General features: G+C 31.7%; 16 protein-coding genes and 1 riboswitch. Of the genes, 9 read left to right on the top strand and 7 right to left on the bottom strand.

What is annotated here, in order from left to right; genetic code table 11:
- Nucleotides 1-196: 196 nt before the first annotated feature.
- From ACW5YJ_RS00540 to merA, 3 genes are all read left to right on the top strand, one after another.
- Entirely contained in the window at nucleotides 197-472 is a 276-nt protein-coding gene (locus ACW5YJ_RS00540; protein WP_457338607.1) for an SRPBCC family protein, read from the top strand.
- A 220-nt stretch (nucleotides 473-692) separates the two neighbouring features.
- Entirely contained in the window at nucleotides 693-1,127 is a 435-nt protein-coding gene (gene hypR / locus ACW5YJ_RS00535; RefSeq protein WP_457338318.1) for a redox-sensitive transcriptional regulator HypR, read from the top strand.
- Entirely contained in the window at nucleotides 1,114-2,436 is a 1,323-nt protein-coding gene (gene merA, locus ACW5YJ_RS00530; protein ID WP_017723371.1) for a hypothiocyanous acid reductase MerA, read from the top strand. The genes hypR and merA overlap by 14 nt, the downstream gene beginning before the upstream one ends.
- Nucleotides 2,437-2,689: 253 nt before the next feature.
- Here merA and ACW5YJ_RS00525 read toward each other — a convergent pair whose 3' ends face one another.
- Nucleotides 2,690-2,869: a hypothetical protein gene (locus ACW5YJ_RS00525; RefSeq protein ID WP_017723370.1), complete on the bottom strand. Its 180-nt coding sequence runs from the start codon at nucleotides 2,867-2,869 to the stop codon at nucleotides 2,690-2,692.
- A gap of 250 nt (nucleotides 2,870-3,119) precedes the next feature.
- Here ACW5YJ_RS00525 and ACW5YJ_RS00520 point away from each other — a divergent pair, with 250 nt between their 5' ends.
- Nucleotides 3,120-3,554, top strand: coding sequence for a GNAT family N-acetyltransferase (locus ACW5YJ_RS00520; RefSeq protein WP_230454280.1), 435 nt, complete (start codon nucleotides 3,120-3,122; stop codon nucleotides 3,552-3,554).
- 41 nt (nucleotides 3,555-3,595) lie between these two features.
- On the opposite strand, the gene ACW5YJ_RS00515 is transcribed toward ACW5YJ_RS00520, so the two are convergent.
- Nucleotides 3,596-3,820, bottom strand: a complete 225-nt coding sequence (locus ACW5YJ_RS00515; protein ID WP_017723368.1) for a hypothetical protein — start codon at nucleotides 3,818-3,820, stop codon at nucleotides 3,596-3,598.
- A 289-nt stretch (nucleotides 3,821-4,109) separates the two neighbouring features.
- Nucleotides 4,110-4,208: riboswitch (guanidine-I (ykkC/yxkD leader) on the top strand.
- Between the two features lie 51 nt (nucleotides 4,209-4,259).
- Between ACW5YJ_RS00515 and ACW5YJ_RS00510 the strand changes: the two genes are divergently transcribed.
- From ACW5YJ_RS00510 to ACW5YJ_RS00495, 4 genes are all read left to right on the top strand, one after another.
- Nucleotides 4,260-4,586, top strand: coding sequence for a DMT family transporter (locus ACW5YJ_RS00510; RefSeq protein WP_171916452.1), 327 nt, complete (start codon nucleotides 4,260-4,262; stop codon nucleotides 4,584-4,586).
- On the top strand, nucleotides 4,586-4,900 hold the full coding sequence (locus tag ACW5YJ_RS00505) for a DMT family transporter (protein WP_135092580.1): 315 nt from the start codon (nucleotides 4,586-4,588) through the stop codon (nucleotides 4,898-4,900). The genes ACW5YJ_RS00510 and ACW5YJ_RS00505 overlap by 1 nt, the downstream gene beginning before the upstream one ends.
- 294 nt (nucleotides 4,901-5,194) lie before the next feature.
- Entirely contained in the window at nucleotides 5,195-5,821 is a 627-nt protein-coding gene (locus ACW5YJ_RS00500; protein ID WP_107530756.1) for a LysE family translocator, read from the top strand.
- 312 nt (nucleotides 5,822-6,133) lie between these two features.
- A complete protein-coding gene (locus ACW5YJ_RS00495) occupies nucleotides 6,134-7,474 on the top strand; it encodes a PepSY-associated TM helix domain-containing protein (protein WP_135092581.1) in 1,341 nt (446 codons plus the stop codon).
- Nucleotides 7,475-7,580: 106 nt separating this feature from the next.
- Here the strand turns inward: ACW5YJ_RS00495 and ACW5YJ_RS00490 are convergent, their stop codons facing one another.
- Both ACW5YJ_RS00490 and ACW5YJ_RS00485 read right to left on the bottom strand, forming a co-directional pair.
- On the bottom strand, nucleotides 7,581-7,916 hold the full coding sequence (locus ACW5YJ_RS00490) for a DUF4889 domain-containing protein (protein WP_017723363.1): 336 nt from the start codon (nucleotides 7,914-7,916) through the stop codon (nucleotides 7,581-7,583).
- Nucleotides 7,917-8,072: 156 nt separating this feature from the next.
- The gene (locus ACW5YJ_RS00485; RefSeq protein ID WP_017723362.1) at nucleotides 8,073-8,438 is read right to left on the bottom strand and encodes a hypothetical protein; all 366 of its coding nucleotides are present in this window, start codon (nucleotides 8,436-8,438) and stop codon (nucleotides 8,073-8,075) included.
- A gap of 123 nt (nucleotides 8,439-8,561) precedes the next feature.
- Between ACW5YJ_RS00485 and ACW5YJ_RS00480 the strand changes: the two genes are divergently transcribed.
- Nucleotides 8,562-9,140, top strand: coding sequence for a histidine phosphatase family protein (locus ACW5YJ_RS00480; protein ID WP_171914880.1), 579 nt, complete (start codon nucleotides 8,562-8,564; stop codon nucleotides 9,138-9,140).
- A gap of 42 nt (nucleotides 9,141-9,182) precedes the next feature.
- Here ACW5YJ_RS00480 and ACW5YJ_RS00475 read toward each other — a convergent pair whose 3' ends face one another.
- The 3 genes from ACW5YJ_RS00475 to ahpF all read right to left on the bottom strand — a co-directional run bounded on the left by ACW5YJ_RS00475 (nucleotide 9,183) and on the right by ahpF (nucleotide 12,510).
- Nucleotides 9,183-9,398: a hypothetical protein gene (locus ACW5YJ_RS00475; protein WP_017723360.1), complete on the bottom strand. Its 216-nt coding sequence runs from the start codon at nucleotides 9,396-9,398 to the stop codon at nucleotides 9,183-9,185.
- A gap of 296 nt (nucleotides 9,399-9,694) precedes the next feature.
- Nucleotides 9,695-10,315: an NDxxF motif lipoprotein gene (locus ACW5YJ_RS00470; protein WP_017723359.1), complete on the bottom strand. Its 621-nt coding sequence runs from the start codon at nucleotides 10,313-10,315 to the stop codon at nucleotides 9,695-9,697.
- A gap of 671 nt (nucleotides 10,316-10,986) precedes the next feature.
- Nucleotides 10,987-12,510: an alkyl hydroperoxide reductase subunit F gene (gene ahpF, locus ACW5YJ_RS00465; protein ID WP_171914879.1), complete on the bottom strand. Its 1,524-nt coding sequence runs from the start codon at nucleotides 12,508-12,510 to the stop codon at nucleotides 10,987-10,989.
- Nucleotides 12,511-12,519 lie beyond the last annotated feature (9 nt).

The raw sequence follows: 12,519 nt of genomic DNA, 5'->3' as shown, positions 1-12,519 counted from the left end.
AATGGTATGTGCTTTGTGACATTAGTGCAAAATGTAGTATTTTACTTGAAGAGAGGATAGGTGTGACTTGGATATTGTTACGAAAATGCAAGTAAACGTACCGAAAGAAAATGTGTTTAAAGCTTTTGTAAATCCAGATTAAATTGGAGGTTTTTGATTTTCTTCAAGTTCAGAAAGGTGGGAACAAGGTAAAACCATTATCCTCTGTTATGAAGAATATAACGCTGAATTAGATATTCAGATAAAAAGCTTAGAGGAAAATAAAAGTATTGAATTTATTTGGGGAGAGCATCCCGTGTCGATTCAATTTGAAGGTATTGGTGAAAGTACGGTAGTAACTACAATAGAAAAAGATTTTGATGCACAAGATGTAGAGCAATTATTAGGTCAAAAAGAAGGTTGGGTATATATGCTTAGTTGTTTAAAAACATATTTAGAACACAACGTAAGTATTCGAGCTGCAATATTATAATAATTGTATAATGCTGAAAAGTTAATATAGACCAACAAAATATAATATGTATTAAAGATTTGGAAGCAGGATAAAATTCTAATTATTTTAGTTTTTTATCCTGCTTTATTAATAATTTAAAGTTATTTGGGAATATAGTAATTGTAAGCAAATGATTTTACTATTAAAGCGATGAAAGTTATAATGTAATTATAAAAGTTACAATTAAAAGGTGATGATTATGAATTTAGAATTTAACATTGCAGTGCATCTTTTAACGTTTTTGGTGAAACACTCAGATGAACGGTATTCAAGTGGTGAATTAGCAGAACGTATTTGCGTCAATCCAGTGCAATTACGTCGTGTGACTAGGAAGTTAAATGAACAGCAATATTTGCATGCCACCCGAGGTAAGTTTGGTGGTTACCAATCAAATCAATCAACCAAAGATGTAAACCTTGCAGATTTATTTGTATTATTCAATGAAGAAAAATCAGAAGGTAGAATATTTACTGGCAATCAAGGTAGCGATTGTGAAATTTCCAGGGAAATAGGTCACACAATGTCTCAATTTCGCCAAAGAGAGCAAGACTTATTAGTGGCATATTATAAAACTATTACGATAAAAGATGTATTAAAAGACATATTAAAGGAGGATTCTCATGAAAAAGTTTGACTTAATCATTGTAGGATTTGGTAAGGGTGGAAAAACGCTAGCAAAATTTGCTTCTGCACAAAATAAAAAAGTAGCAGTTATTGAAAAATCGAAAAAGATGTACGGAGGTACATGTATCAATATAGGTTGTATTCCTTCTAAAACGTTAGTCCATGAAGGCTTGGAACATGGCTCATTTGATCAAGCATTTTCAAGAAAATCAGATGTTGTCAATGCATTAAATAGTAAGAATTATCATAACTTAGCTGATGATGATAATATAGAGGTGTTAGATTATACTGCTAAATTTAAATCTAATCACGAATTAAATTTATTAAATGATCAAGACGAAGTTGTAGAAACTATTAGTGCACAACAAGTCGTCATTAATACTGGGGCAAAATCTGTTATTCCGCCAATTGAAGGTATAGATACTTCACAACATTTATATGATTCTGAAGGTATTATGAATTTGAAATCTCAACCTAGTCATCTAGTAATTGTTGGTGGAGGTTATATCGCGTTAGAATTTGCCTCAATGTTTGCGAATTTTGGAACGCAAGTAACTGTATTAGAACGTGGTAACGATATTATGACTAAAGAAGATAAAGATATTGTTGCTGAGGTGAAAAAAGACTTAGCAGATAAAAACGTGAATATCGTCTTAAATGTAGATACTAAGAAATTTGAGGACACAGATAAGGGTACAGTTGTGCATACATCAAATGGTAAGTATGCAGCTGATGCTGTACTGATAGCAACAGGACGTAAACCTAATACTGATTTAGAGCTTCAAAACACTGATGTAAAAATTGGTGACCATGGTGAAATCATAGTGAATGAATATCTACAAACAAATGCATCTGATGTGTACGCCTTAGGTGATGTCAAAGGAGGCATGCAATTCACATATATTTCATTAGATGACTTCAGAATTGTAAAGGAGCAATTGTTTGGGGAAGGACAGCGTTCTACGGAAAATCGCGGGGCTGTGCCTTACACAGTATTTATAGATCCACCATTAGCACGTGTTGGATTAACAGGAGAAGAAGCGAAAAAACAAGGGTATAACGTGATAGAAAATGCTATACCTGTTAATACAATCCCTAGACATAAAATAAACAATGATACTAGAGGATTGTATAAAGCAGTGGTTAATAAAGATAACGGAGAAATTTTAGGTGCATCTCTATACGGTTTACAATCAGAAGAAATTATAAATTTAATTAAATTAGCAATAGATCAAAAATTATCTTATAAAGTATTAAAAGAAAACATATATACACACCCTACAATGGTAGAATCGTTTAATGATTTATTTAACATGTAGTAGCTAAAAGGAATATCTGTTTTACGGCATAGATATAAGAGCCTGGGACATAAATAGATGTCTCAGGCTCATTTTCAATTTGGCAGTAGGTGACTGAATTGAAAATACGCTTATATCAAGCTTTTTTCAATCCTAGTCACCGTTGCCGAGGCGGGACTACGAAATCTATATTAGAAAATTTGATTTCTGTCCCACTCGCTCTTTATATTTTGAGCATATATGTTAAGTATTTTAACAGGACTAATTTAAATCGTTATGACACTATTACTCTAATGATTTGTCCTACGAAATAAAAAGCGCCAACGATAATACATACAACTCCGATACTAATATAACTTTGTTTTTTAGAAACACCTTCTTTTTTAGAAGTACGTTTATTCAAAATGAGTAACACAATACCAACAATAATAAGAACAATTGAAGCTATCCACATGATGTGTCCCTCCTTGATTTATATTTATTACAATCTCTTTATTAAGTATTTACCCACCAATTACTAAGTAGTAACCTTATAGATCAAAGCATTTTTTGTAAGAATATTTTTGAAAAGTAGTAAACTGAATAATCGAAAGGAATTATTAAATATAAATTAGCCGTGTTAAGATGATGAAAAGGAAAATAAGAAACTAACAGTTCCGAAATTAGATTATAATATGGAGTAGATAAATATACGGCGGGTGTGATTGGACGGTGTAGAAATGGATATTGATTATGAATATGCGTTAGACATAAAAGATGTAGATGAACTTATTCGAATTTATCATGATAACGGTTGGACAGGTCATGATAAAGAAAAAGTGATAACAATTTTTAATACGGCAACACATGTGATTATTGCAAAATGCCAGGGGAAAGTTATCGGATTTGCAAGGGCGATGTCGGATGGTGTTTTTAACGCAGCAATTTATGATGTAATGGTAGATGTGTCACATCAAAAACAAGGTATCGGTCAAGAAATCATCCGAAGAATATTGGTGTATTTAGGAGAGCTGTCTTGTGTTCATCTAGTTGCAACTACAGGCTATGAAGGCTTTTACAGACAGTTAGGTTTCAAGAACCTAAAAACTGGTATGGCTGTATATACTAATGAAAAATTAAAAGATGAGTATACTGTTTAGTAATTAACAGCTATACTCATCTTTTTGGTGTGTAATCTAGATTATAAAATATTGTGACTCACGTCCTCATAAGAATAGTTTTTAAGTAAAGAACAGCCTAATGGATGCTGACCATTGTCTACGTATTCGTTAATTTCTTCGAGAACATCTAAGATTTCATATTCAGGTGTTGTAACATCAAATGTGTATTTGAACACTTGTTTTTTATCCGATAACACTGTGGCAATAAGTTCGTCATTGTGCATCTTGTAATTAAGAAGTTGCATAAAAATCCCTCGCTTTTATAAATTTTTAAACCTAGTAACAAAGTGAATTAATTGAGAATGAATGTCAGTAATTTCGTTCTAGATTATAATTGTTATTATCTAATACTTAGTATACATTAAAATTAATCAAATGTAGAGGGTTTAGACTCAAAAAAATGTGGATTTTGAGTGAAAAATACATGTAAGCGCGTACTTTAGCTCTTTGTAAATTATAATAATTTTAAATTACAGGGTTTGGAAAGTAATTGTTGAAAAATATGAAGTAATTTGATACGATTTACTGAATTAAATAAATGCTTTCTAGGGTTCCGCAATGATATGACTTGGTCTGGTCCGAGAGAAAGCCACATTTTTATATGTGACACGGAAGGATAAAAGCCTGGGAGATAGTAGCTAACACTATCTCCCAGGCTTTTTTATTTTTTAAGGAGGATTCGTTATGAATTGGTTAAAAATAATTATTGCTTCGCTATTTGAAGTTGGATGGGTCATCGGTTTAACTCATGCCACATCAGTAATTGAATGGCTATTTACAATGATTGCTATATTTCTAAGTTTCTATTTATTAATTGAAGCATCAAAGTGGTTACCTGTGGGAAGTGCTTATGCAGTTTTTGTAGGGTTAGGGACTACTGGTGTAACAATATTTGACTTTGTCTTTTTCGGTGCCCCTTTCAGCATGATTAAAGTTATTTTGATATTTATGTTATTAGTTGGAGTAATCAGTCTGAAATTAGTGACTTCAAGTAAAGGAGAAGAAACATAATGGCTTGGATATTATTGGTAGTTGCTGGTCTGTTTGAAATGATTGGTATTACTTTTTTAAACGCATATGTAAATAGTGGAAAATTTCGTGCATTAATAGGTTTATTTGGTTTCTTTAGTATGAGTTTTTTTGCATTATCAATAGCAATGCTTGAATTACCTATGAGTACAGCATATGCAGTATGGACAGGCATAGGTGCTGTCGGTGGCGCATTAGTAGGTATGATATTTTATAAAGAATCTAAAGATATTAAGAGAGTAATATGTATTTTAGTGATTTTAGGCAGCACAGTAGGTTTGAAATTAGTAAGTTAAAATGATTTGAAATGGAGATGAGGACGTTATTAGGTGTATGCAAATTCGTGAAAATGAGAGGGGGGATTTTGTACATATGTCCTTATATTAAAAAAATAGACGACACATTAGTGTCGCCTTAAGAGTAATATGTTCATGAATATAAAAGACTAGTAGTCGGTTTCCAACTACACTTTTAATATATCATAGTTAAGACTATATCTTCAATAAAAAAGATGGTTAAAATATCAGATTATTCATGTTGCAGACGCACATTGTAATTGATACTATAAAGCATGAAGGTGGGTGTTTGATATGGAAGGACTTGCAGCTTTTATTACAATTACTTTGATGATTATTATTGTACCTGGTCCAGACTTTTTCGTAGTAATGAAAAATTCCATCACTTCTGGAAAAGGCAATGGTGCTATGGCAGCATTAGGTATTACATCTGGTCATGTACTGTATTCATTATTAGCAGTATTTGGTATCATATTTATTTTGGCAAATATGTACTATGTTTTCATGACTATTAAAATATTAGGTGCATTCTATCTGATCTATTTAGGTATCAGAAGTATTATTAGCGCACGCCAAGGTATGAATTTTTCTACGTCTCAGATGAGAGCTCAAAAAATTAGTTATTTGAGTTCTTATAGGCAAGGTTTATTAAGTACGATATTAAACCCTAAAGCATTACTTTATTACATAAGTATTTTACCTCAATTTTTAACTACTGGAGAAGGGGTAACGTCTCAGATTGCCATATTATCAGCAATTGTTACGACTGTTATTCTGTTGTGGTTTATATTTTGTGTTTATATTTTCCAGTATATTAAATTATTATTTGCTAATAGAACTGTAAAGGCAATTTTTGATTATACAGTTGGTGCAATATTGATTGGCTTATCACTTAATTTATTATTCAGTAAAAGTAGTTAAGTATTAAATCAAAATAAGCTTATTTTCTAGAAGTTAATGCAAATAGCATCATGTTATGTTGACAAATATAAAAACACACATGCAAAATAGGAGCGGAAATCTGAAGTCAAGTTGCAAAATTTGATTTCAATTCCGTTCCTTTTTTAATGATTTGAAAGTCGATATAATACAGAACATAAGGTATTAGAATAATGCAATTAACTTTAAAAGAGATTAACTAATTAAATGCAATTTTTTATAAAATATTCACAAATTATCTACATAATAATTTTGTTATTTATTTATAATGTTAAGGGAGAAGGGGGAAGAATTTTGAAAAATATATTTAATCCGTTACAAAGATTACATTTTTATGCTGCATTATTTATAACACCTTTATTAATTACATTAACCATTTCGGGCATTGGTTATCTTTTTTTTCAGGAAGTAGAAAATAATATATACAAAACAGAGTTTTTCGGAGATAGTTCCGTCAAAACACATCAAACATTGAATGAAGCTGTAGATGAAGTAGAAGATAAGTTTGATGGATTTTATATCAGTAAAGTAAGTATGATGGATGAACCATATAATAATCGTATTACATTGGATGACATGGCAGGTAATCAGCGTTATGTATTTTTAGATCAAAATAATCAAATAGTAGCTGATCAAAATGCTAAACACACATACGCAAATATTGTAAGAAATATACATAGTTCATTATTCACCGAAAATACATTTATAAATTATCTTGTAGAATTAACTGCATGTTGGACAATTTTTATGATTCTTTCAGGGACATATATGCTTATTAAGAAGAAACTAATATCAAACAAAAATAAAAAACTTAGATTCCAAAAATGGCATGGTATTTTAGGTGTGGTTATAGCAATACCAGTATTTGTATTAGTGCTTACTGGTTTACCTTGGTCAGGCTATATGGGGGCTAAGATTGCAAATGTGATGGATAATTCTGGAGAATTAGGACAATCTGAATTAGCTATTAATCCTCCAAAATCAGATGTGAATGAAATTCCTTGGGCAACGCGTGAAAACAAACAACCTGCTTCAGAAGGACATGCTGCTCACCATGGTGGAGGCGAAATGCCGAGGACAGATATTAAAAATCAAATTTCGATTGATAAAGTAGCTACTGAAGCCAAAAAGAACGGTATAGATAAACCATATTCTATTGTTTATCCATCTAATGAATCAGCAGCTTTTACAGTTTCTAAGGGTAGTAATACAGGTGTTACTGGGTTAGATGTTTCACCATATGACGAGCAAACGTTATATTTAGATCAATATAATGGGAAAGATTTAGGGAAAGTGAAGTATGAAGAATATGGCATTATCGGAAAATGGTTTACGTGGGGCATACCATTACACGAAGGTCATCTTTTTGGTGTAGCTAATAAAGTTATTAATTTACTTGTATGTATTGCTTTACTAACAGCAGTTGGATTAGGGTTAACATCATGGATTAAAAAAATGAAAGATAGTAACGTAAAGGTACCACCAAGAGTTAAAAAACCAATGTCAATTCCATTGGCTATCGTACTTATTGTGCTTGGTATCTTGATGCCGTTATTTGGTTTTTCATTGATTGTCGTATTTATTATCGAAGCTTTATTATATTATAAAGATCGAAGAAATAAACAAAAGAAATAAAGGCATAGATAAGGGGTGTGACACAGAATCAAATTAGTTAATTTGATCTTGTGTTACACCCCATTTTAATAGGATTGTTATGTTTGAAACACTCGTTATTATAAAATTAGTGATTCATATCCATTTCATGGATTTTCATCATTAACCCGTGTGGGATATCATCATGTTTTACTACTTCTTTTTTGTAGAATGATTTACCGTCATCTTTAGATACTAATTTTACAAAATCACCTTTTTTAGGTTTAAAATCATCGTCATGTTCAAGTTTGACATCTTTCGTTACGATGCCATCTTTTTCGCTGACAACTTTTTCTGCAGTTGTACTTTCAGACATATAGCCATAATAAGTATCTTTTTGACCAGAAAATATCATGAATATAGTGAAAGCTAAACCTATAATAACTAAAATACTAATTAAAGATATTGTTAATTTTTTACTCATATTCTCAGTCTCCTTTAACTCTAAGCATAAAAGATATTACTGTCTAAGTATACAAAATTTTAAATTGTTTTGAACTTTGTCATATTTTAATTACGACATGATAAGACAATGTACAATTCAAAATGGGTTTTAAATCAATAGCAATTAAATATAGGATTATGGGTTATAAAGTGTTGAGTCTGAAATGAGCACTTTAATACCACGGTAAATATTTTTTATCGTATACCAAATAGTTATGGCAGATAGTAATATACTTAATGCGAGCGCTACTAAACTAACAGTTGTATTTTGTGAATCAATCACAATACCACCCATAGCAACACTAATGATTAAAAAGATAGGTCCGATGTAAGTTATAATATGATAAATTAGTGATTTCGCTGCATGTATAGAAGCTGGTTTATCAGCAAAAATCCAGATAATTATAGGTACAATAATAGGTGCAAAAAATATACTGAAATAACTAATAGATGCAAGTATGCGCTCGCTTTGTGTATTATTTTGTGTAACTTGTTCGTTCATTTATATCACCTCAAATAGGATAGTAACAATAAATTAGATATAAATATAGTGGAGATATTTAATATTACATTTTTGTTAGGTACAATTGTGGAACAATGACTATAAAAGAGAAGAGGAAGACATATGAAAATATATTTAGTGCGCCACGGTGAATCACAATCAAATTATGATAAAAAAGAAGGTAAAAATTACTTTTGTGGGCAATTAGATGTGCCGTTAACGGAGAAGGGAACACGTTCTGCGCAGTTGCTGCAAAGTTATTTTAATAAAAAGGACATAGATCATGTGTATTTATCAGATTTACTGCGTACTAGGCAGACATATAATGCGATATTCGATAACGCTATCCCTGCAAGTGTGACATCTTCGTTAAGAGAACGCTCGCTTGGTGAATTTGAAGGGGAAATGGTGGACAAAATTGAACAAAAATCTGAATATGCATGTTATTTTAATGATGAGGATTATCTATCGTTTCGCCATAGCTTTAGCCAAAAAGCGCCAGGTGGGGAGAGTTATGCAGACGTGTTACAACGTGTAACGCAATTTTTTGAAAATGAAGTAGATAATAGTTTAGAAACTATTGTAATTGTTGCACATCAGGTCGTGCTTCGTTGCTGCTTTGTCTATCTAAGATATGATACGCAAGCAATGGTGATTGAGCGTAAAATTGAAAATTGCGTACCATATGTATTAGAAAAATAAACACAAACAAAAAAACCTGAACTACGACTTTGTCGGTTCAGGTTAATATCTTTTAGCTGCTGTTAAGCTATCATGAAATCCTTGGAATATTGTATTAATATTGTCTAAAAAACTGCCGACAACAACGGCAAGTATAACGTAAGTTACACTAAGGGCGATTGTTTTAAATGAAACAACACCATATTTTTCTTTCTTCTCAAAGAGATTAAAAGCTATGAAGATAGCAGCCATTGCACCTATTAAAATAGTTAAAACCATAAAGGTGTGCCTCCTTAGAATTATTACTGAGTGGCTATGCTTCTATTCATTTGTTTATTAACTTAAATTAATCTTAACAAATGATACTTTGAGAAAAAAAGGGATTTTATGTTAAAAAACCTTACAATTAAGTAAGGTTTTTTACAGAAATAAGTCAGGGCAATTGAGTGTTATACATAAAAATGACGTTCAAGCCTTTGTTAGCAAGAACAATTGCCTTGTAATCATATTGTAATTTAATAGAATAATCCTATAATTACATGCTCTTGATTTCAATCGATTAAGAAGTGTCCAAGTTATTTATCTACAGCGTCAGATTCAATGCCTTTGTCTTTCAGGAATTTTTTGATTTTATCTTGTTGTTTTCCATTAACATCTCCGGCGTATTTAGTAGATACATCTACAACATTAAGTTCATTCTGTGGTTGGTAGTCTAATTGTTCTATATCTTCATCCGCATTTTTAATTGTGGTATTTAAAGCAGTGAAATATTTGATAATACGGTCGACGTTTTCTTGATAACCTTGTGGTAGTTTATTCCCTTCTACGAATTTCTTGAATCGTACATCATTTTTAACTGCATTATGTGATAAATCAGATAAACGTTCAGCCTGTTCATCAGTAATTTTTTTATCTGTACCAATTTGTTTATCTATTCTATATTGAAGTAGATACTTATTATCAATAATATCGGAGTTTACATCTAAGTATTTTTTGATAGCATTATTTGCTTCAGATTCACTTAAAGTTTCACCTTTTTTATCTGAGTTAAAGATGTCTTTTTCAGTAATTTTGTGCACATTTTTAGGTGCATGTCTCTCGCTATGACTATTGTCATCATTAGGTTTATCGTTTGAACATGCTGCGAGTATAACAGTTAGCACTAGTACTAACGATAGTAATATACTTTTTTTCATAAATTTTAATTGCTCCTTTAATAATAATCGTACGAGTATAAGAATATGATGAATGTTTAAACGCGCTTTATAAAAAATTATAACTTAAGCGTATCATTTAGAGCTATTGATTTGAATAAGTGATTAAATGATAAACGCACAATCTTTTGAACAAAATAGGAAAACAATAAATTTATCATAATTAATTTAAAAACATTCATTAGATTTTAATTTTAAAATGTTATTGAAGTGGTATGTAGATGTTTGTTGTTTGTAATAAAACTTGGTTGAATTAATCTGAACAGAGGTAAAGATTAATGGATAAAAGAGCATAAGTAATAGATTTGTTTAAGATAACGCTTATATTAAAGTATGAGTAGAGCGAATAGGTGACACTTGAACAACTGGATACATGCATAAATAGGCTGGGATAAGTTTTAATTGTCCCAGCCTAAATTATTATATTTAGTTAATGGGATTTATACATGAGCTTTAGCTAAGCTAAATGTTTTTACCCCTTTTAATCTTAATTATCTTTGCTGAGGAACAACGAAATCTTTTTTAATAAATTTAATTTCGTCATCTCACTCCCTTTGGGATCATTCTTGAGAATATGTAAATGAGTGGCACGACAATCATATTTTTTAATGATTTCGTTGGCCACTCATCATGATATAACTTTTACATAATAATTAATGTCTAATGATGTAATCAAAGGCGTTTAATGCAGCATTTGCACCAGCGCCCATTGAGATAATAATTTGTTTATTACGATCGTCAGTAACATCACCAGCTGCAAAAATACCAGGGATGCTTGTAGCGTTCTTACGATCAATCATAATCTCATTAGCTTCATTTAGTTCAACATAATTATTAAGCCATTCAGTATTTGGTAATAATCCGATTTGGACGAAAATACCTTCAAGTTCTAATGTGTGTTCTTCACCTAGAGATTTATCTTGGTATTTAATACCAGTTACAGCATTTTCACCAAGTACTTCAGTTGTTTGTGCATTTTTAATAACAGTTACGTTAGGTAAGCTGTTTAAACGCTCTTGTAGAACATTGTCTGCTTTAAGGCTAGCGTTACGTTCTAATAGTGTGACGTGTTCAACGATACCTGCTAAATCAATTGCTGCTTCTACACCTGAATTACCGCCACCGACTACAGCTACATTTTTATTTTCAAATAAAGGCCCGTCACAATGTGGACAGAATGCAACACCTTTATTAATTAATGCCTCTTCACCAGGTACTTCAAGCTTGCGCCAACGTGCACCTGTTGAAATGATAACAGTTTTACTTGTTAATTTTGCGCCATTTTCAAGAGAAACAACGATACCACTATCGGCTTTTTCGATGTCATTAGCACGAATACCTGTCATTACATCAATGTCATATTGTTTTATATGATCTTCTAATGCAGAGGCAAATTTTGGACCATCTGTTTCTTTAACAGTGACAAAGTTTTCGATAGTTGCTGTATCATTAACTTGTCCGCCAATACGATCAGCAACTATCCCTGTACGTAGTCCTTTACGAGCTGTATAAACAGCGGCACTACCACTTGCAGGTCCACCACCAACGATTAACACGTCATATGGATCTTTATCATTGAACTCTGCTGGGTCTGCTTGGCTACCTAAATTTGCAAGGATATCTTGAATTGTCATACGGCCATTACCAAATTCTTCGCCATTTAAGAAAACTGCTGGTACTGCCATGATATCTTCAGATTCTTCTCTAAAGATAGCACCGTCAATCATTGAGTGCGTAATATTAGGATTTAATAAACTCATTAAGTTTAATGCTTGAACAACGTCAGGGCATTTTTGACAAGTTAAACTAATATACGTTTCAAAGTGTAGTGGTTGATCTAGTGCTTTGATTTGGTCTATCACGGCTTGTTCTTCTTTAGGCGCGCGTCCACTTACTTGTAATAATGCAAGTACAAGTGAATTGAATTCATGACCCATAGGTAAACCGGCAAAAGTAATGCCGGTTTCTTCTCCAGGTCTATTTACTGAGAAACTTGGTGTGCGTTTTAAGTCAGTTTCTTCTATAGTAATGTGAGAAGAAGCTGCAGAGACTTCATCTAATAACTCTTTAAGTTCGTTAGACTTGTCATCAGTACCAAGACTTGCTTTTAATACAACATCACCTTCCATTAATTGAAGTAATTGTTGTAATTGTGATTTAAGCTGATCATTTAGCATTTAAATCAA

The sequence above is a fragment of the Staphylococcus sp. mip270_02 genome, from assembly GCF_054031535.1.
This window is presented reverse-complemented; position numbering and strand designations above follow the sequence as displayed.

Coding starts and splice junctions, on each gene's coding strand:
- hypR (WP_457338318.1), top strand. CDS start 693: ATGAATTTAGAATTTAACATTGCAGTGCATCTTTTAACGTTTTTGGTG.
- merA (WP_017723371.1), top strand. CDS start 1,114: ATGAAAAAGTTTGACTTAATCATTGTAGGATTTGGTAAGGGTGGAAAA.
- ACW5YJ_RS00525 (WP_017723370.1), bottom strand. CDS start 2,869: ATGTGGATAGCTTCAATTGTTCTTATTATTGTTGGTATTGTGTTACTC.
- ACW5YJ_RS00515 (WP_017723368.1), bottom strand. CDS start 3,820: ATGCAACTTCTTAATTACAAGATGCACAATGACGAACTTATTGCCACA.
- ACW5YJ_RS00510 (WP_171916452.1), top strand. CDS start 4,260: ATGAATTGGTTAAAAATAATTATTGCTTCGCTATTTGAAGTTGGATGG.
- ACW5YJ_RS00505 (WP_135092580.1), top strand. CDS start 4,586: ATGGCTTGGATATTATTGGTAGTTGCTGGTCTGTTTGAAATGATTGGT.
- ACW5YJ_RS00500 (WP_107530756.1), top strand. CDS start 5,195: ATGGAAGGACTTGCAGCTTTTATTACAATTACTTTGATGATTATTATT.
- ACW5YJ_RS00490 (WP_017723363.1), bottom strand. CDS start 7,916: ATGAGTAAAAAATTAACAATATCTTTAATTAGTATTTTAGTTATTATA.
- ACW5YJ_RS00485 (WP_017723362.1), bottom strand. CDS start 8,438: ATGAACGAACAAGTTACACAAAATAATACACAAAGCGAGCGCATACTT.
- ACW5YJ_RS00480 (WP_171914880.1), top strand. CDS start 8,562: ATGAAAATATATTTAGTGCGCCACGGTGAATCACAATCAAATTATGAT.
- ACW5YJ_RS00475 (WP_017723360.1), bottom strand. CDS start 9,398: ATGGTTTTAACTATTTTAATAGGTGCAATGGCTGCTATCTTCATAGCT.
- ACW5YJ_RS00470 (WP_017723359.1), bottom strand. CDS start 10,315: ATGAAAAAAAGTATATTACTATCGTTAGTACTAGTGCTAACTGTTATA.
- ahpF (WP_171914879.1), bottom strand. CDS start 12,510: ATGCTAAATGATCAGCTTAAATCACAATTACAACAATTACTTCAATTA.